The organism is Planctomicrobium mucosum (genome assembly GCF_051466335.1).
Lineage (GTDB): Bacteria > Planctomycetota > Planctomycetia > Planctomycetales > Planctomycetaceae > Planctomicrobium.
This window is the reverse complement of the sequence record NZ_CP195793.1, coordinates 2,120,001-2,139,159: the sequence shown is the minus strand read 5'-3', so window position 1 is coordinate 2,139,159 and position 19,159 is coordinate 2,120,001. Positions and strand designations below refer to the sequence as shown.

Genomic DNA, 19,159 nt, shown 5'->3' with positions numbered 1-19,159 from the left:
CTCAGGTGCCAGCATGGAATCTGGATAATGTCGGACAAAACGGGAAGAGTTAAGGCTGTCCAATTCTGCGAGGCAATTCAGCGACAAGCTGCAAATCTGCCACCGGGAGTAAGTCTACGCGACACCTTCAATGGAATGGGCCTCTATGCATGTGGTCAATCCCCTTTTACAACCACTGCCGAACTGCTTGAGTGGTTACAAACGCATCGAAAACAATTCCTCTCCTCCGAGTATCCACGCCGCCTGCTTGGCTTGGACGACTGTCCAGCCATCGAGAAAATAACGGTGGTCTTAAGACATGCTATTTTATGGATCGAACATCTCACCGGAGTCATTGCAGTTCCTCCCATCTCAATCCCAAATCGACGTGAAGCAGAAACGCTATTGGCCTCGTTCATAGTTGACAACTTCCACACGAGATCTCCATGCATTGAGGCTAACAGCAACGGCCGAATGAGTAATGAAATCGCTAGTGATCTTTTTCCTCCAACGGTACCAAGCGAGAAATGCGAACATCAGGCGTTAAAAGCCAAGCGGACTCGCATGAAGACTGAAGATGCTGAGGCGAGAGCCAGGGAACTAGCTACTGAGCTTGCAGGAAACACCACAAAAGCACATTGGGCAAGGATAATTGGATGTGACGCACGCACTGTCGAAAAGTTAACTGTTTATCAAGAGGCCATTGAGAAGCGAATCACAGCTTCCAATAAGAAAACGCGACGGCAAAAAGAATTTGCAACAGACCCATTCACATTGAATGAAATGAATGGGTCTAATCCAGATGACTTAAGCACACTTTCAGTAGATTTCGTGCTTGAGGGTTCGCCAGAATGGGAAGGTTATTCAGCTGAAAAGCGAGCTAGAATTCGAATGTTAGCCCTAGAACAACGAAATGATCAGAGAAACTGATCGTGCGTTCCTATGCTGGACTATGCCTGTTTATGTCGAAATGTTTCGCATCGTAAAACAAATCCCGAAATCACAAATCACAGCTCCAACGGGTGTTACGAAGAATTCAAGTTAATTAACACTCCAGATTCCCCTCCTCAACTGCTTCTATTGAGGAGGTATACATGCCACATACGAAGCAACCTTATGCACTGCTGACGCTAAAACGCATCTCAGAGTTGACGATGCGCCCCGTTTCCGTAATTGAAGCTTTGCTCAGCGAGCATCCGGAAATCCAGCCAACTGCAATTGCAGACTTTCGGCCAATTTTTAATCGTGACGGGTTTCTGAGAATCGTATTCTTGCTGGATCAGCAGGATGGCGCTCGGCAAAACCCAAGAGGGCGCAAATGAGCAGCCCTCAAACAAATTCCGATTTCAAGATTCTCACCCCTCCTGAGATCGCCAGACGGTGGCGTTGCAAGCCAGAGGGCGTACGAAAGCTGATTGATTCCGGCAAGCTGCCTGCGTTCAACGTTGCTTCGCCGACAAGTCGTCAGCCGCGATGGCGCGTTACTTTGGCTGCCGTGGAAGCCTACGAGGCCGGACAGGTAAACCCTGTTGCCGCGACATCCGTTCCACATTCTCCCCGCCGGAGAAAGCTCTCGCGAGGTGCGGGAGGGCCGTTTTGAACGCTCCCACTTATCCGCAACGAGATTCGTTCTTTGCTCACAAATTCTGCCGCCTGATGGTCAAGGTCTGTCTCGCCAACGAATTGGGAGCTGATGCGTGTTACCTGCTGATGGTAATTGCCCACACGGAAGACGCGGCACACTACCGACGTGCCACAACTTGGTTTAACGGTCAGCTGATGACGGTTCTTGGAATCAGTCAGCAAAAGACCCTGATTCGAATCAGGAAGACACTCATTGACGCAGGCTGGCTCCATTATGAGGAAGGGGGAAAGGGGAAAGCGGGACGATACTGGGTATTGATCCCACAAGAGGCAATTGGAATCGATGATCAACCGAGTGATGAAGGCGATTCCATGCCAGTTGCGCTTTCCGAAATACAGCGCAACGGGAATCAAGAGGACAAATCGAGTACAGCGCATTGTCACTCTAATGGGAAACGATCGGGAAGTGATCGGCACAATCATTCAACCCTGTCCCAAACCCCTCCCCTGATCCCTACCCCTTTAGAAGAGGGGGAAAAGCCACCCCCTCCCCCGACTAAAGAGTTTCAAGACGTCGTTGATGCATGGAACAATCTGCCAGCTCCGTTCCCCAAGTGCAGCAAGATCAGCGGCAAACGCAAGGCTGCCTTGAAGTCGCGACTTTCTGACCGGGATTGGCGGGAGAGCTGGCCTGCAGCTCTTGCTCGCTTACCGATTTCGCCTTTCCTGAGAGGCGAGAACGAACGCGGCTGGGTCGCTGATGTTGATTTCTTTTTGAAAACTGATTCTGTCACAAAAATCCTAGAAGGAAAGTATTCGTCCAATGGAAAAGCCAGCACAAGCAACGTCTCAAACCGAACCAATTCAGGATTCATTCACAATCCCGAAACGGCAAGGAAATCAATCGGCAAGCGAGATTTTTAAGCTGAAGGTCGACGAGATCGTTCAGGAGCGACTAGAGGCCAAGGAGGCGGCCCGTAAGCTGATCGCCGACCGGCAGGTGAGCGCGTCGATCAGCAGCGAAGAAGCGGCGATCTTCGATGATCTGCGGATTCGTCAGGAGGAAGGTGAGCAGCTGACCAATGCTTACCGCCTCATGAATCCTGAACTCTTTCGATCCCGAAAAGACTCGGCAAATCGCCGCCAAAGCGAATTGAAGATGAAAGAACGCGCAGAAGCCCGGCTCGAAGCAAGTCGACGATATCCAGAACTCTATGCGGCGATGCAGGAGGAACTTCGCGAGGAAGAGCGGGTCCGCTGCATCGCTTTCGAGGCGAAGCGGAGAGCAGAGCGAATCGCGTATCTCAACGCTGTAGCATGGCCGAAAATGGCCGGCCGGTTTGTGGATTCGTCGCTGGAGAACTTTGAGGAAGAAGGGGCTGACATTGAGCGGGAGGCTCAACGCAGCGTACTAGGAGAGTTACGGCAGATCAATTTGCTGGAGTCGATTCAGGCGGGACAGAACATTCTGTTCCTCGGCCCGCCGGGAGCAGGGAAAGATCACCTGATGCATGCCCTCATGCGACAAGTGTTCCTCCCACTGGATGGAAATGTCGTTTTAAAAAATGGCGCAGAATTGCGAGCAAAGCTGAAGGACGCTTCCCGAGGTCAATCGGGTGATGAAGATCGAATTGTGAATCCCATGCTGAAGGCGCAATTGCTGTGCATCTCCGATCCAGCACACACCGCAGGCGCATCGCTTTCTGATTTTCAGACAGACTGCCTGTATCGCGTGGTGGAAGGACGCTGGCGGGAAAGGCAGCCCACCTGGATGACAATCAATCTTCCCATGGAAGAGACCCGCAGGTATGCCCGAGAGATCTTTTCGGCCCCAGTTTGGGATCGGCTGATTGACAACGCGAAGATCGTCATCTGCAACTGGGAGAGCTTTCGCGAATGTGAGAGCGTCATTCAATGACAGATCAGCCCACCGTACTCGTTTCACTTCGTCCCTCTCCGATGTCAGTCCGGACGCCGTCGATAATCAATCATGTTGAAAATCACTGTCCAATCAGATGCCCGCAATCTCCTGCTCATCGCTGAAGAGATGGATCGGGGGAGCGAAGAAGTTCTCACCGCCATCGGAACCGAGTTGCTGGGGTGCATTGCAGAAGATTTCGAGAAGAAGTCGCGCGGGCAGATTGGGGCTGGTGGCATCACGTGGGACCCGCTGACACCGGCGCGAGTGAAGCAGAAAGCAAAGCGAGCGAAAAAGGGGGACACCTCAACGCAGATCGGAATTGATACCGGATTGCTCGCGAACTCAATCACCCCGAAGTTCGCTCCCCCGGATGGTCAAGGTGGCAATGTATTTGAGGTGACAGGGTCTGCTGTCGAGGTGGGGTATGGCCGAACTTATGCCAAACACTTTGACAAACTGCGAACGCTCATCCCCGAAGAGTTACCACAAGATTGGGTTGATGGCTGCGAGGAAATTGTTGCAGCGTGGATTGATGACCTCTGGAACAAAAGGATTCGAAATTAATTATGGCAACTACGATCAAAGTGGCAACGGATACCGGAACGGCATCACGCGATGTGAAAGAGCTCTCCCGCGATCTGACCAAGATGGGAGACGCTGCACAAGAAGCCGGTCGAGACGCAGTGGAATCATTGGAGACGATGGCCATTCAACTCGAGCAAGCCGAACAGTCTGCCACAGAGGCCGCCGAGGCTGTGGAAGGAATCGCCGACCCGAGATTGTCCGGCGATATGGATAAGCTGGCAGGAAATCTCGCCGAAGTCGGGGCCGCTGCCCAGCACGTCACAGAGAGTTCGGCGATAGCCGGTCATACCCTGGACGAACTGGCTTCTCAGACCAACCGGACTGGCGAAGCGACACAGAAGGCAGCTGACATTGCCTTTGACTTTGCGAAAGGTCTTTCCGGTCCGGGCGGACTCGAATCCGTCCTGCTGCAGGTCGTCCCCAAGCTCTCCAACATGGCCACCCTCTTGACAAAGAGCGGTCCCTGGGGGGCTGCAATTGTCTTCGCGGCGTTCGCATTGGGAACTTTCGTGACAACCATGCTCGAAGGCGCAGAAGCTACCGACGAGGGGACAGAGGCGATTAAATCGCAACGGGATGCCATCAGTGAACTCAACGACTCGATTGCTCATCAGCTCAATCTGAAAAACCAACTCAAAGACCTCGACAGTCCTGAAGGCTCTGCAAAAGCCATTGAATCGAAACGCCGAGAGTTGGACATGCTTAACGAACAAGCAGAGGCCCAGCGACAGTTGATGATAGATGAACGAATGGCGGCTGATTCCTCTCGTCGACAAGAAGAGATGTTGCGCACAAGCCGTGGAATTCGAGTATCAACGCCTGAAGCTGAAACTCGCTGGCTGGAGCAAGCCAAGAATTCAGATGAGGCATCCCAGAAGGCGCACGCGGAATGGCTCAAGCTACACCGCGAGGCCGTCCAGGCTGGTAAAGATCTTAAGCGGCTTGAAGAACGCAATCGCGAGCTTGTTGATTTGGATGTTCAGAAAAAGCAGGCTGAGGCTGCCAAGAAATTTCTGGACGATCAGAAACAGGCATGGAAATCCATCTTCAATGTTGCTGTGCAGGTGGGTGAAGAGTTCTTTGACAAAATGGACAAGCGTAAAACGGAGTTGTTCGATCCAGACCCAGAAGGGAATAAAATTTGGCTGAAGGCACAAGAGGATCAGAGAAGGCAACAACTTGAGGACGCGCGGCAATCGCGGTCTGCTCCGCGAGATGCAGCGACTGAGGTTCCAGTTCAGCAAGTTCAGCAGCTTATGAATCAAATAGATCCTCGAGCCATCGCCAAGGAATTGGCGGAATCGCGGCTCTGGAAAGAGGGGCTCGACTCGTCAAGTATTGCAACCAAGCTTAAAGCGGCCGAATCAGAAGGAGCATCTCCACAAGAACTGCGCCGCCAGCAACGCGAACTTGAAGCACAGGCTCGCAAGGTAAATCGAACAGCCTTTCGCGATGTTCAGACAGGAAACCTGAGCGGATCTGAGATGGCAGGGGCGCAGGCCGACGCTCTTCACGAGAATCTGAAGCACGCTCAGGCGATGGGAAAAGTTGGATCAGAGTCTGTGAGAGCAATTAGTCAGATTGCCGCTGAACTCGCTAACAACACGAAAGAGCTAGAAAACACCAACAATCAGATTCGGACGATTCAGCAACAACTAAACCTCTTGAGTCGAGCCGGCGAGCGCCGGAGAGCACAAATCGGCGGCGCTCCACGATGATCTCGCTTCGAAGACCGACCTCAAATGGAAGACTCATGTCAACTCAGAAACAGAAAAATCGGGTGAACTTAACCGAGGAGCATCAGATCCAAGTTCAGAGATTATGGGCGAACTTGGCAGAGCATTTGTTCGGAATTGCAGTGCATGATCTCACGTCGATTCGTAAGCAGCTCAAACTGTCGACGGGTGTCATGAATAGTTTGCCTGCGGTTGCTGAAGATGTGTCGCTCCTGGTAGGCACAGTTTCGACCGAACAATTAAGGGAAGCTCGCAAGCTATTCAATGAGTTTAAGACGAACCATCCACCAAACGAAATCTTGCATTCTTCTCAACTTAAGAAAACATTTGACATGCTGCAGAAGAACGTCGCGCAAATCAATGAGGGTCGGCGGCGACTCAAGCGATACCAGAAGGAATACCCCCTCCTGTTTCAGGATTCTCAACACCGCGAAGGGTTTGGTGTTGCATTGGGTGGAGAACCAGCACTGCGTAGGGATTGATTGGGTAAACGTCCGCCAGCATTCACGACCGTCTACGATTCATTTCACGCCCTATGGGAGAGTTACATTGGCGAGAATTAATGAACTTTTAGATGCCCACTCGGCCGAATGGTGGGCGAATCGCAATCAGCGCGAAGTGATGGAAAAACTGGTTGAACATTATCGCGTTTTTGCACTCAAAATTGCTCAGCCAATCTTTCGAAAGATCGGTCATCGTTCGTTAGATTGGGATGAGGTTTCATCTGCTGCGTTGTTCGGACTCTGCCAGGCGATTCGTAGATTTGAACCCGGACACCACGCAACATTCACGAGTTTTGCTACGTGGAGGATTCGGGGAGCCATTTTCGACGCTGCTCGTGAACACGATTGGGTTCCGCACATCGTTCGAAGAAAAGAGAAGATGGGAATGGCGGAGATTCCGTCGATGTTCCTATTCGATGAAAACCTAGATGGACTCGCCACTCGAGAACGACAAGTAATGTTTGATTTAGAGTGTCCATCTATTCCAGACCGCTATCACCGGTGCATCAGAAACATTCTTCAATTGGGAATCAAAAAGGCTGCTGAGATTGAGTTCGTTAGCGTTGGCCAATTACAGGCTGTATTAAGCCGGCCACTGATGGACGCGATGAAGCAGCAGGCGTAAGTATGGCCATTGAACGCGACAACATGAATGATGATCTTGAAGTCCTGCCTCTTGTCACCCCCGATGCTGATCAAGCCTTGAGGGGATTGGGGGGACTGCCGCTTGTCGATGAGCGAACGTGCGGTCAAGACTTGCGATTGATCCGAAGAGCAATTCGAAATGATTGGCCGGTCAGTCCCCAATTACGTGCCAGCATTCTCACTAAAATGAGTGAGGTGCTTCAGGAGTCTCCAGACCCCAGATGTTTGGTGGCCGCTGCAAAGGTCGTCGTCGCTGCAGATCGCATCAACGTCGCCCGTGAAGCGCTCGACATGCGGGATGAACACAAAAAGATTCCCGATCTACATCTCCACGCAGACAACGCCCACGGTAGCGTCATTATCACGCTGCCAGATAACGGCAGAGGAGATCAAACGCTTCGTGTCGTCGAAGTAGAGGATTGGTATGGAAACGACGCCCACGAACGAACGAGAAACAGTGAAAGGCCAACACCATGATGAACGACCCTCACCACCTACGTGCCGACATAATTCTGATTAGTTCTTCGATCCGGAAAGGATGGCAGGTCCCGGCGGCACGGATTGCTGATACCAGAGACAAGGCGATTGCAATCGTCAATGACTCTACCGATCAACGTTTGAAAGCAAGGGCGTTGGAGTTCATTGAATTGCTCAAAAAGCATTCTGGTGATGATCCAAACAGGAACTGAACGGTTCCCCGATCCGTTGTGGAATGGAAGGATTCCCATGGTTCCAGCAAGCTTATGGAACGAATTAGGTGTCAGGGCGACATCTTCCCTTTGCGTTTGGGCTTGCCCTCTTCCTCTTCAATAACCCGTTCTGCGGATACATCAGCAATGACCGTTACGCAGCGTGACAGCAAGATTTGACGTTTTATTCGTAGAGGCAACTTGCCTCGCAAAACCCTCTCGTGAAAATCCGATGCAACAATTCGAATTCCTTTCAACAGGGCAGCTCTACTTCAGAGTGATGATAATTGAGTCTCCGCCTCGTCACTGGTGAGAATGCTCACAAATTGACCTGTGCGTTCAATCGACTTTTCACGGTTCAGTAACTGTGCCCGCAAGTCACTAAAATTTTGCGAGCAAGAGTCCGCCCATAACGAAGCTTGTTGCTTCTTCAATGTGCTGAGATTCTACGTCTGACCTGCTTTCCAAATCGGCAATAGTTCTCGCTACTTTGGCAAGTCGATCCATCGATCGTGTTGACAGTGAATTAGATTCAACGGTCGACCTATATACTTCCATAGCGCGATTGGAGAACTTGCAGTAGTCTAGAACGTGGCCTCCAGGAATGGCGGCGTTATGAGGAATTCCGGTACCGGAAAATCTTGTGTCTTGGATTTGACGGGCAGCTTCAACTTCCGCCCGAATCTTTGGCGACTGCTCTTCTGAGGCTACAGGAGCAAAGCGCTGATCAATAGACAGTCGCTGCATGTCGACTTTCAGATCGATTCGATCAAGCACCGGGCCACTGAGTTTCTTCTGATACTTTTCAACATCCTTTACCCTGCAGCTGCATTGTGGAGTCCCGAAATAACCGCACGTACAAGGGTTCATCGCAGCAATCAGTGTGAAGCGACATGGATAGCTCAACGTCGCCCGGACGCGAGATATAGTGACCTCTCCCGATTCCATAGGTTGTCGAAGGGTTTCGAGAGTTGCGCCGCTGAATTCTGCAAGCTCATCGCAAAATAGGACACCTAGATGTGCCAAGGTGATTTCACCGGGCCTTGCAACGCCACTTCCCCCACCAACTAGAGCTTGCTTCGTTGCGGTGTGATGAACTGTCCGAAATGGCCGACGAGTAACTGCCAGACCATCCCGCTCCAATGCTCCAGAGGCGGAATAAATTTTTGTTAAAAGCACCTTCTCGCTATCACGAAGTCGCGGCAGAATACCTGCCATTGCGCTGGCGATCAGCGTCTTTCCTTCTCCCGGTGGCCCGATCAACAACATATTGTGACCGCCGGCAGCTGCAATTTTAGCAGCTCGCTTCGCCTTTTCCTGTCCCTTGATTCTTCCGAAATCGAGAGATTTCTCAACGGCATTTTCAAAGCTGACTCGTTGACTGAGTGCGTTATCCAGCACTTTCTTGCCAGCAAAGAACTGAATGACATCCTCGAGCAGGGCGACAGGAAAAACTCCGCATCCTTCATGGCCAGGCTTTGCGAGAATCAACGCACATTCTCGCTCATTTCCTGCGGGAACGATCAACTTTTGACCGGGCTTCGCCTCGAATGCAATCGAAAGAGCACCTGGAACGCGGCGAACCTCGCCGTGCAGGCCAAGCTCCCCCATGAGTAAATAATCCCCTTCCATGTGTTCAGGCAGGTCAGGAAGCATTCCAGCTGCCTGGAGGATGATTATTGCCAGCGGCAGGTCGAGCCAGGTTCCATCCTTTGGGAGATCGGCAGGCGCCAAATTCACCAGGATCTCAACTTGAGGGAATGGCAACTGAAGCTTGGAGAAGGCGCCTGTAATTCTTGCCATCGCCTCCCGAATCACTCCGCCTGCCATTCCACTGATGTTGACAGCGCTCCCCCAAGGCATGGGTTCTCCGAGGACTGAGATGGCTCTCGCCTGCATTTCGATAATTCTACCATCGATCCCGACGACAATTCCGCCGTTCAAAGAATGATCTCTGTTGAGTAGATCGGCCAGAAGACAGCGTGACATGTACTCTTGGATCAACGAAATCAAGTTCATGGCGGCCCGCAATTAATTTGATATTTAGGGGGAGTAGAGATTCTAACGATTGAAAAATACGACTGCCTCTAATTCCTCTGAGGCCTTTCAGTCTTCCCCTGCGGATGCTTGTCGGCGGCATCATCCAGCTGGATTCGGATCCAGTCAGTGAGTGTTCTCCGGTCCGCCGCTGCAGCCTGCTCCCATCGCCGACGTTGCTCTTCTGTGGCACGAATTCCGATGTATTCACCTTTTGTAGACATACAGGGAATTTATCGCGAAGTCAGTTGAACTATCAATTCGATTGACAACGAACGAAAACGTTTGTTAAACAATGCTTTCAGGCTTGCACACGGACAAGGGGTGCCTGCCTCTTCCTCAATCAGAAAAGCCGAGCGTGACTCGGTACAAACGCCTGAATCTCTGCAGCTTGTCCCTGCTAGTTTCAGGCGTTTTGCATTGGTTGCCGAGGACAGCGTCACGCACACCACAAAAAAAGAGCCAGTGACGTGGTGTCACCGGCTCCCAATTAACCAGCCTGTCGCAACTTTCTCAGGGCTTCGACAGGCCAATCGAAGGACATTCTGGCATGCTCCAGTCGAACGGACAACGTTCCCGCGATGCTTTCAGTTCATCAGGGCTCTTCCCACCTCAATCGCACACGCTTCGCGCCAATCTCCCTCATGGACACAGGAAGTTGAATTCCGGAGTCCCTGACTTGTCGACGGTCGTCTCCGCTGCCTGGGCTGGTCAAAAAGCATATGCCCGTATTCGGCATGTACTGAGTCTTCTCTGCAACTAAACGCCTCTGACGCTTTAATGAGACAATGAACCTATCGCGCCTGTATTAAACGCCATTTCAGAGGTCAATGATGAACCGAATACTTTGCTTTCTCGATGCTCCAGAAGTCCGTCGAAAACGCCGCAAGGAGGCGTTATTCCAAGAGATGGAGGCCATTGACAACGTGGCAGGACCCGTACTGCAACTTTGGATTGAAGGAGATGACGAGGAAGGCACCGCTCCTGAAATTTGCTGGTCGATTTCAGATGGTCGGCCTGGACGAAGGTTTAACCTTGGCTTTGATCCTCTTGCAGTTGCTAAAGATCTGCGGGATTTCGCAGATCGCTGCCGCGATGTCGCCAACAAGTTGGAAGAAGGTGGAAAATGAAACCAGTCCCTAAACACACCGTTCGGTTCGTTTTCGAGAAGTTCTATGTCAGTGATGACTTGGGGAAGAACACACAGGTCAGCATGCGGGCGGCCATTCGTCGCTGGGAGATGCATACTGGGAATCCGGCGATTGATCAGATATCGAATGAGACTGTCGCGGAGTTTCGGGAAGGAGCCCTGAAATCGGGTTTAGCCCCCAGCACGGTGAACACTTGTTGGCGGATGGTCCGCTCGATTCTTCGTCGAGTGGGCCCGGTCACTGATGGGAACCCATGGGGCATGGAGTTGATCCCCCGGGTTCCCGCTATGCGCCCGGTTCCCGTGCCGTTTAAACGTCCCGTGCGATTGTCGATGACTGATTTGAATCTCCTTTACCTTGCTGCCCGACAGATGAAGGTTCCCCGTAAAGGTGTTCCGAATCCTGGTTACTGGTGGCAGGCCCTGATTGTGCTGACATACTTTACAGGCCTCCGTGTTTCTGACTTGCTCAAAGCCAAGTGGAGCGACTTGAATGAAGTGGAATCGACCCTCTTCGTGGAGACTCACAAAACCGGGGTCAGCGCGGATCTGCCGTTACCCAATGTGGTGCTGGAGCACCTCTACCGGCTTGATCGCCGCACGCAGCGGATTTTCCACATTGAACCACGGAAGTTTCATTCTTACGTGAGCCGGCTGAAATCCTTGGTTTCCATAGAGAAGTTCAAGGGATTTCACGACATTCGGCGGACTGCCTGTTCCGAGGCGAACAGCATTCGCCCCGGAATGGGAAAGGTTCTACTATTGCATGCTCCGAACAACGTTACGGAAGCCAGCTACCTCAATTCCCTTCCGGAACTGCGAGACGTGATTGAAGAGATGGCAGTTCCGGATGCATTCCGCCATGGCCCGAAGATGACACTGCGAGCCCTCAAGGAGTCGCAACGGGACGTCGTAAAGATTCGGCCAGCGGATTTCTCAGTTCCGGTACATCCCCCTGCCGATCTGTTCACTTTCACGAAGGGCGGATTCTCCTTCATGGGGAAGTTCTATCGTGCTGCTCCCGCAAGGATCCTCATCCTTCAAGCCTTTATAAAGCACGGTGGAACTTGCACACAGCCACAACTTTGGAAGGCGGCTATCGGAACGCGCTTTCCGCTCGTTTCCAATCGCAATCTTCGTGCGAAGCTTTATAACAAGGTCTCATATTGTCGGCTGTTCCTCCAAAAGGTGTTTCAACTGCCGCCTGGGTTCAATCCGATCATCCCCTCGATCGTCGAAGATCCGCGCCATGGCTGCAATTTCGAACTGGTCCTTCCCCCCGTTCTTTGGAACTCCAATCAAAAGGAGGTGCAGTATGACATTAGCCTCGCTGACGGTTCGAAAAGCATTTGAGGAATACTACTTCAAGGATGAACTCGGCGAGAGATCTCACTATCCGTTCATGGCGGCATTTCTTGCATGGGAAAAATTAACGAATAATCCCAGTATCACCAACATTAGCAACGCGATGCTGGAATCGTTTCGAAATGACGCTCTACAATTGGGGCTATCGCCCCGTACGGTCAATGGGTACTGGGGGCATATCCGCAGCGTGCTTCGACGATGCGGACCGGTTACAGACCAAAACCCGTGGGCTTTGGAGTTGATCCCCCGGGTTCCCGCTATGCGCCCCTGTAAAGTGCCATTCAAACGCCCTCGCCGGCTCACAATGGACGAACTCAATCGCCTCTATCTCGCTGCCAGACATATGAGGAAGCCGATACGCGATGTTTCCGTCTCTGCCTTCTGGTGGCAAGCCCTTTTGGTCTTGGCCTACAACACCGGATTGAGAGCTGGAGACTTACTGAACGCTCGCTGGGAGAACCTCGACACCCAAGAGCAAACGATTTATGTCAAATCGCAGAAGACCGGAGTTGATGCCGATCTCCCCTTGCATGCGCTCACGTTGGCTCATTTGTCACGGGTCCCTCGATCGAGTGAGTTCTTGTTCGATATTGATCGCCGCTATCTCTACGAACTTTGGGGACTCTTAAAGAAACAGGCAGGCGTTCGATGTGGACTCCACGACATCCGCCGCACAGCCTGCAGCGAGTATGTCCAGTTCTTCAAGCGCCTATTGGACCTACTGCACTCCATTCCGAATCAACTCGCAGAGACTGGACTAAGCCTTGATGATTCGTCCGGTTGTTCTGAACGGCCGGAACCATAAGATTCAGAACACTGCATGGAACCCGACTGCTGCACTGAAACAGCTGACGCACATCGGTCCGGCAGCCGACTAATGGCTTATGGACGATCCCCTAACATTTGTGCCAGGAGCGATCAGCGGAGAGTCTCCAAAAGCGGTATCGGCTTCACGCTTGAGTAAGGCCTCATGTTGCATACAGGCTTATGCGGAAGTGCTAAATGAGAGGAGGTCAACTCGGCAATCTCGACTGAAGACGAACATACCTGAAATATCCAAGTGTCACTGACACTTCTCTACCGAACGCTTGAGAATTCTTCCGGATTCTAGAGCGTTCTTGTTTCGCTATGGGAGAGGCTTTTGGCTGCGTAATTCCCGCGTTCCAGAGCATTTTATGCTGATGCTTTATGAGTCCGCTGCTCTAACCGATTGAGCTACGGCCCCAACTTGTTTGAAAATCGGAAGTTACCAACCTGCTCACTGGTCTGCACGCCCGTTTTGACACTCGAAGTCACTCCGCGCACGAACTCTCGCCACGCGATGGGGCGCCAGAGAAACCGGCAACTTCCAGGCCACAAACACCAATGAGTTTTCACCATGGTGTTGCTGATGCGAAAGTCTACCGATTCGCGCCGCTCACGCAAGCCGAATCAAAGAATGCCCCACAAGGGACTTCCACTCACCCATTCAGACTCTGATCGCAGCATCCATTTACGCTGCCATTCTATCAGTCCTGCCAGGAAAACTGGGAGCTGTTATGACCGCATGACGACAACCTGAACAGATTCGAGGAACAATGTGAGCATGTGTCGCCGCAGTGGCAGCCGACAAAGGCTGCGGCGCGCCGTTCTTAGTCAAGCGGCAGCCATCGAATCCGCCACAGCAGGCAAAGGTGAGTTCTACGCCCCAGCGTCGCGAGAGGAGAACATCAAACCGGCCCATTCGTCGTCAGCGACGTCACTAAGGTAAAGCTTCCGTGGCCAGCGCATCCCCTGTGATAGACCCTATGAACCAGGTTGGTCCTTTTTTCGATTGGATGAAACAGAATCGGACGGGCAGGCTGCGACTGATCATCAGCATCGCCCCTCCGCCCGATAGCGGATGAACGGTGTTGAGAAACAATTGCGGTACGAATCCCTTCAATTACTCGTCCATTAATCGCTGCCAATGTTCCTCGTCACGGAAAACCGACGGTCCGATTTCTCGGTCTCCGTAGAAGCCAAGGTAAAGCAGGTTCACAGGAATTTTGCACGTGGCAAGCTTCCACAAATGAGCAACTCGATTTGAAAGCTGATAATGCGAATCCACAGAGAGTCGAAATCCGCTGCCAAATGATTCGTTGAGCGCCCTATCGGCTTCTTTCAAGCAACCGACGGTTTGATTGTGGTTGTTTTTTGAACCGATGGATGTGTCCGCATTCTGATACTTCCCGGCCCGGTCTAGCTCATTTACGTGTGCCTTCGCTTCGACGAGAAGTATGCCACGCTGCCCTTAGTTCGTGGTGAGCGTGGAGATCAAATCCCAAGCCGATGGTCTCCATGGCGACCGATCCCACCAGTCAGCGATTGGATCAGTATCCAAAAGGAACTGCTGCGATAGCTCCAAGAGGCCTTTTTCGTTCAGTGATAGCGCCAACTACACGCCCATTTTGATGGGGGGACGTTCGTCTGCAGGTTTGGACGAAGCTCGAGATTTCACATTCGACTGTTCTTTCGCACCGTAGTAGGCGCCGAAAGTGTTGTAGTCGTATCCTGCTTCATTGGACTGTTCGATATTGAAGTCGTTGGCAATCACTCCGAGGATTCTGATGCCATGTGACTGCAGTGTTTCTGCCATCCGTTTGGCGCTTGCTCTCTTCGTCTTCTGCATACGAAGAACTGCGACCATACCGTCGGTTTTCTGGGCGACGATACATGGATCGCTGACCGCAAGAATTGGTGGAGTGTCCAAAATGATGACGTCGAACTCCGATTTTGCCTGCCTGAGGAACTCTGAGAGGACTTCCGTCGAAAGCACCTCTGCAGGATTCTCTGGACAAAGGCCCGCAGTCATCAGTGACAATCCTTCGATAGGTGTCCTGCGAACGGTTGTCTCCCAGTTGACCTCTCCGAGAAGAACATCTGTGATTCCCAGTTCTTGATCAACTTGAAAGAGTTGATGCTGGGTCGGTCGTCGCAAATCGCAGTCGACAAGGAGTGTTTTCTTCCCAGACTGGGCGACTGCGATTGCGAGATTTGCTGCCGTGGTGCTCTTGCCGTCTCCAGGTTCCGGGCTGCTGATCTGAATGACTTTCTGGCCACCTTGTAGTGAGAAAAACAGCGTGGTTCGAAGCGATCGATACGCTTCGGCTTCGTGCGATCCCGGTCGATGGAAGTAGCACAGGGAGGCCGAGACCCCGCTTTCTGCTGCAATTCGAAGTGCGTCTGGACTCACCTTGAACGATGGAATCGCTCCCAGGAGTGAGCCTCCGGTTTGGAAACGGATCTCGTCGAAGCTGCGAATCGATGTGTCGTACCATTCGCGGAAATATGCGAGACAGAACACGATGACCAGTCCGAGAACGCCACAGGTTCCAACCATTTTGATCACCGGCTTCAACGAACGTTCGAGTCGAACGCGGGAGATTTGCTGCAGGCGATAACCTTCTTGCTCACGTGAGATGTCGTACTCAGCGATCTGGTCGAAAAGTCGCTCTCGCTGCTGTTTTTTCTGGGCGATTGTATCTTTACGACGCTGATCTTCTACCTGAAACATTTCCGCCTGCTTTGCTTTCTTCTCAGCATCGTCGTGTAGCATTGTCAGGTTTTGGTTGTCGATTTCGAGTTCCTTGAGCTGACCTTCGAGCGTCTCTTTGTAGACGGTGATCAGATCGATTCCCAATGACGCTGAACGTGATGAGACAGGCGCTTTAGCATCGAGGGTCAGCTCGGGAGCGCGTAGACCCTGACGGACATAGAAGTCCAGAAGAGTTTGGATTTGACGTCGTACGTTGCGGACTTGAGTGTGATCTTCTCCAAGAGTGTGGAGCAGACGTTCTTCAAGGAGTCTGGCTGTCAGTAGTTGTTGGTCGAGTTGTGCTTTTTCGGGGGGGCCAGCCACAGCGGCTCCGCCTCCCGATCCAGTGCCGCCTCCACCTCCGGATGTCCCGGTTGAGAGCGAGTGCATGACCCAGAATTCGAGAACTTCTCGTGAGGCGTTTTCTTGCAACTTTCGATCGAGAGTTGTCAGGCGTGCCTGAATACTGGATCGCTTCCGGAGGTTCTCGTTTTGTGCTGATTCGATTGAGGCCAATTCCACTTCATACTGGTTCTGAGCTGGAGCCGGCATGCCGTTGATGGATACAACAGGCGAAGCCTTCAGCAATACAGGGGCGTTATTGCGAAACTGGTGATAGTCCGTTTCCTCAGCGAGGATCTCTTCCCCCAATTGCTTCTGGCGTTCCAGCAACGTGCCATAAAGCGCCTTCGCGTTCTCGTCTCGGGTGTCTTTGAGGTAATCGCGATACGATTCCACCATCGCTTGAACAACAGCTTTCGCGACTTCCTTTTTGGGGCTCAGATAGGAGATCGTCAAGACGTTATCGAACGAGCTCTCCTGTCCGGCACTGCGGCTGACACTAAGGTCTTCGGTGATCGATTTCAGTGGGTCGTAAGAGTTGGCAATTTCTGGGATTTTGTCCAACCCATGGTCCTTAAACGCACGTTCGACGATGAGGTCGGTCTTAATCAGTTGGACGTGATCTCCACGTTCTCCGTAGCGGTTTGCTTCACCATTTCCAGCGGGAACCGTCGCCTTTTTGGAAACCAGTACCTGAGTTGAGGCTGAATAAACCGGCCCGGAGTACAGATACAGGCACACACCGGCGAGCAGTCCCAGAAACAGACCGATCGCCAGCGGCTTCCAGAGAGAAAACAGAAACCGCGTAATGTCGATGCGATGTTCGGTAGGGTTCTTATGGAAGCCGAGTGGGGCAAAATCGAATTCCGCCACTTGCCCATTTGAAGGTTCGGGTGATGTCACGAAACTGGCTCCTGAGCCGTAATGAGTTCACTGTCTTGTTCGTGGGCTCCACGAAGGGTGAAGCCAAAGTCCGGAATCGTTCTTACGGGCAAACTGGTGACAACGCTGCGGTTCCACTTGATGCATTGGCAGTGGAGTGCGACTTCTTGTAGTACTCGAGGGCCTCGCGCAGCCCGTCCTCCAGGCTGACTTGGGGCTCATATCCCAGATCATTACGAATCGCGGAAATGTCTGCCCAGGAGTGCAGCACATCGCCGACTCGAGCTGGGTGAAACTCGGGCTGGAATGGTTTGTCGAGGAAATCACAAATCATTTTCAGGAGTTCAAGCACACTGATTGTCGTCCCGCCTGCGACGTTATAAACCCGGCCGGAAACACCCGGGACCGTCGCTGCCAGAATATTGGCATGGACGACACTCGCCACGTTTACGAAGTCTCGAGACTGCTCTCCCGTTCCGTAGATTCGCGGAGTACGACCTTCGACGAGGGCACTGGCAAATAGGGGAATGACTGCCGAGTAAGGGCTATTTGGATCCTGTCGCGGACCAAATACGTTGAAGTACCGCAAGCGGACCACTTCCAACGGATAAGCAGCAGCGAAGCTTTCGCAATAGTATTCCCCTGCGAGTTTGGCTGCGGCGTAGGGAGAGAGTGCTTCGGGAGACTGATCTTCCCGCTTAGGCATCACAGGGGAGTTACCATAGGCACTACTGGACCCCGCGTAAACGACCCGCTGAACACCTGCTTTTCGCGATTCATTCAGAATGTTGAGGGTACCAGTCGCACAAACATCATGAGTTGCGACTGGATTTTCGATGCTGAGGGGAACGGACGCCAATGCCGCTTGATGAAAAACAACATCCATACCAGCGACTGCGTTGGCGACTTCGCCAACGTCACGGACGTCCCCCTGGATAAATTCAATCTGGTTGCGAACTGGCGCCAGATTTTCCAAGGTGCTCGTGCAGAGATTATCAAGAACTCGAACTTTCACCCCATTTTGAGCCAGCTTGGTGACCAGATGGGATCCAATGAATCCTGCACCACCGGTGACGAGACAAGTTCTGAGCTGCGATGGTGCGGGCATTGGATAAACCTTTGGAAGCCTTTTAATAGATGGTACTTAGGAACTGTCTGGTCGAGGTTTCCCTGAAAAACAGAGCAAGGACTCCTGAAACCTAGCTCCGAAATTGCCCCGACGTGTCTAAAGTTCATTTCAATCTGCCGGATTTTGGCAACGCGATGTGCGAAAAGAGCAACCTCACCACGGAATTCGTGGCGGAAAAGCATACTCAGCAGTCACTGAAATCTCTGAATTTTAGACCGTTTTCGTCTTTAGCTGCTCGAATATGACTCATATCATCACGTCGTATCGCAGATTCTGGTGCGGAGAAGCGGAAAATCATCGACGAAACTCCCCTTGGTCGCTTGATTTATGCTTGGTTGTTCCCAGACAATCCCCATCAGGTCAGGCGTTCCCGATGTCATCGGGGAGTCTGTAGTTTGAGTGCCGGGGTGGATGGTCTCCTTAGCCCTTCGATTTGGATTGAAGTAGGGACGACCTGAAACGCCACGACGTAGTCTGAGGAAGTTGAAAAGATGTCCATCTCGGTCTCATTCGAGATGGAAACGTGTTTCAACGAATTCGGATTGCGTGACGCAGTCAAAAGAATGTCCCTATTATTCGCTACTGCTCGTGTTGTTCAAGAACGACACCGCACGGCACAGACGATGTTGCAGGTCGACTCGGCATGTCCACTGAAAATCAATCGACTCAGGACCAAAACGATTCCCCAACTCCTCCAGCTGGGGAAACTTCCCAGCCAGTGAGTGAAGTGGTTGCTCAGAAAACTGAAGAAGCTGCTACACCGGTAGCTTCCGAAGTTTCGCAGCCTGCGGGGGATACCCCTTCTGAACCAGCTGTTGTGAGCGAGGAACCAAAGAAGAAATTCCAGCTGAATCCAATTCCTCTCTCTGAATCCTCGAAATCTGTGCCGACACTCGACGAGTCGAGTTTGACCGCTGCAGCAATCTCGGGCGAAGCTGGAGAAGCGTCTGCTGAGGCGAAGCCAGCGAAACCCCAATCGCCTCCAGCCCCTCATCAAGCCGTTCCGCTTCCCGGTAACGAATCGATTGACGACGCGCTCGCTGCAGATATCGAAGC

At 52.2% G+C, this 19,159-nt stretch carries 19 protein-coding genes (1 of these 19 running past the window's edge); 15 read left to right on the top strand and 4 right to left on the bottom strand.

The genetic code is table 11. The features are described 5' to 3' along the window. Positions 1–27: 27 nt before the first annotated feature. The 10 genes from SH668x_RS08685 (at position 28) to SH668x_RS08640 (ending at position 7,430) form a co-directional block, all read left to right on the top strand. The gene (locus SH668x_RS08685; RefSeq protein WP_437188299.1) at positions 28–909 is read left to right on the top strand and encodes a hypothetical protein; all 882 of its coding nucleotides are present in this window, start codon (positions 28–30) and stop codon (positions 907–909) included. A gap of 164 nt (positions 910–1,073) precedes the next feature. After that, positions 1,074–1,301 carry a hypothetical protein gene (locus tag SH668x_RS08680; RefSeq protein WP_437188298.1) on the top strand — a complete coding sequence of 76 codons (228 nt, stop codon included), beginning with the start codon at positions 1,074–1,076 and terminating at the stop codon, positions 1,299–1,301. After that, positions 1,298–1,579: a helix-turn-helix domain-containing protein gene (locus SH668x_RS08675; protein ID WP_437188297.1), complete on the top strand. Its 282-nt coding sequence runs from the start codon at positions 1,298–1,300 to the stop codon at positions 1,577–1,579. Before SH668x_RS08680 ends, SH668x_RS08675 begins: the two co-directional genes overlap by 4 nt. Then, positions 1,576–2,487 (top strand): hypothetical protein, encoded by a 912-nt coding sequence (locus tag SH668x_RS08670; RefSeq protein WP_437188296.1) that lies wholly within the window; start codon positions 1,576–1,578, stop codon positions 2,485–2,487. Before SH668x_RS08675 ends, SH668x_RS08670 begins: the two co-directional genes overlap by 4 nt. Then, positions 2,387–3,481, top strand: coding sequence for an ATP-binding protein (locus tag SH668x_RS08665; protein WP_437188295.1), 1,095 nt, complete (start codon positions 2,387–2,389; stop codon positions 3,479–3,481). Before SH668x_RS08670 ends, SH668x_RS08665 begins: the two co-directional genes overlap by 101 nt. A gap of 72 nt (positions 3,482–3,553) precedes the next feature. Next, the gene (locus SH668x_RS08660; RefSeq protein ID WP_437188294.1) at positions 3,554–4,048 is read left to right on the top strand and encodes a hypothetical protein; all 495 of its coding nucleotides are present in this window, start codon (positions 3,554–3,556) and stop codon (positions 4,046–4,048) included. Between the two features lie 2 nt (positions 4,049–4,050). Beyond that, positions 4,051–5,787, top strand: a complete 1,737-nt coding sequence (locus SH668x_RS08655; RefSeq protein WP_437188293.1) for a hypothetical protein — start codon at positions 4,051–4,053, stop codon at positions 5,785–5,787. Positions 5,788–5,822: 35 nt separating this feature from the next. Then, positions 5,823–6,287, top strand: a complete 465-nt coding sequence (locus tag SH668x_RS08650) for a hypothetical protein (protein ID WP_437188292.1) — start codon at positions 5,823–5,825, stop codon at positions 6,285–6,287. Positions 6,288–6,354: 67 nt separating this feature from the next. Next, positions 6,355–6,933, top strand: a complete 579-nt coding sequence (locus SH668x_RS08645; RefSeq protein ID WP_437188291.1) for a sigma-70 family RNA polymerase sigma factor — start codon at positions 6,355–6,357, stop codon at positions 6,931–6,933. 2 nt (positions 6,934–6,935) lie between these two features. Continuing rightward, the gene (locus SH668x_RS08640; RefSeq protein ID WP_437188290.1) at positions 6,936–7,430 is read left to right on the top strand and encodes a hypothetical protein; all 495 of its coding nucleotides are present in this window, start codon (positions 6,936–6,938) and stop codon (positions 7,428–7,430) included. Positions 7,431–8,023: 593 nt separating this feature from the next. Here the strand turns inward: SH668x_RS08640 and SH668x_RS08635 are convergent. Together SH668x_RS08635 and SH668x_RS08630 are read right to left on the bottom strand one after the other, a co-directional pair. Next, positions 8,024–9,661, bottom strand: a complete 1,638-nt coding sequence (locus SH668x_RS08635) for a YifB family Mg chelatase-like AAA ATPase (RefSeq protein ID WP_437188289.1) — start codon at positions 9,659–9,661, stop codon at positions 8,024–8,026. Positions 9,662–9,729: 68 nt separating this feature from the next. Next, the gene (locus SH668x_RS08630) at positions 9,730–9,903 is read right to left on the bottom strand and encodes a hypothetical protein (protein ID WP_437188288.1); all 174 of its coding nucleotides are present in this window, start codon (positions 9,901–9,903) and stop codon (positions 9,730–9,732) included. 326 nt (positions 9,904–10,229) lie between these two features. Between SH668x_RS08630 and SH668x_RS08625 the strand changes: the two genes are divergently transcribed. The 4 genes from SH668x_RS08625 (at position 10,230) to SH668x_RS08610 (ending at position 12,999) form a co-directional block, all read left to right on the top strand. Then, positions 10,230–10,442: a hypothetical protein gene (locus SH668x_RS08625; RefSeq protein ID WP_437188287.1), complete on the top strand. Its 213-nt coding sequence runs from the start codon at positions 10,230–10,232 to the stop codon at positions 10,440–10,442. 67 nt (positions 10,443–10,509) lie between these two features. Continuing rightward, on the top strand, positions 10,510–10,809 hold the full coding sequence (locus SH668x_RS08620) for a hypothetical protein (RefSeq protein WP_437188286.1): 300 nt from the start codon (positions 10,510–10,512) through the stop codon (positions 10,807–10,809). Next, a complete protein-coding gene (locus SH668x_RS08615; RefSeq protein ID WP_437188285.1) occupies positions 10,806–12,182 on the top strand; it encodes a tyrosine-type recombinase/integrase in 1,377 nt (458 codons plus the stop codon). The genes SH668x_RS08620 and SH668x_RS08615 overlap by 4 nt, the downstream gene beginning before the upstream one ends. Continuing rightward, positions 12,145–12,999, top strand: coding sequence for a tyrosine-type recombinase/integrase (locus SH668x_RS08610; protein WP_437188284.1), 855 nt, complete (start codon positions 12,145–12,147; stop codon positions 12,997–12,999). Before SH668x_RS08615 ends, SH668x_RS08610 begins: the two co-directional genes overlap by 38 nt. A gap of 1,611 nt (positions 13,000–14,610) precedes the next feature. Here the strand turns inward: SH668x_RS08610 and SH668x_RS08605 are convergent. Together SH668x_RS08605 and SH668x_RS08600 are read right to left on the bottom strand one after the other, a co-directional pair. Then, complete coding sequence (locus tag SH668x_RS08605; RefSeq protein ID WP_437188283.1) at positions 14,611–16,995, bottom strand: polysaccharide biosynthesis tyrosine autokinase; 2,385 nt, start codon at positions 16,993–16,995, stop codon at positions 14,611–14,613. Positions 16,996–17,077: 82 nt separating this feature from the next. After that, the gene (locus SH668x_RS08600; RefSeq protein ID WP_437188282.1) at positions 17,078–18,082 is read right to left on the bottom strand and encodes an SDR family oxidoreductase; all 1,005 of its coding nucleotides are present in this window, start codon (positions 18,080–18,082) and stop codon (positions 17,078–17,080) included. A 664-nt stretch (positions 18,083–18,746) separates the two neighbouring features. On the opposite strand from SH668x_RS08600, the gene SH668x_RS08595 reads away from it, so the two are divergent. Continuing rightward, a protein-coding gene (locus SH668x_RS08595) for a S1 RNA-binding domain-containing protein (RefSeq protein ID WP_437188281.1) crosses the window boundary here: on the top strand, positions 18,747–19,159 show its beginning. It continues 1,204 nt past the right edge of the window; the window shows 413 of its 1,617 coding nt (coding positions 1–413); the start codon lies at positions 18,747–18,749; its stop codon lies off the right edge, out of view.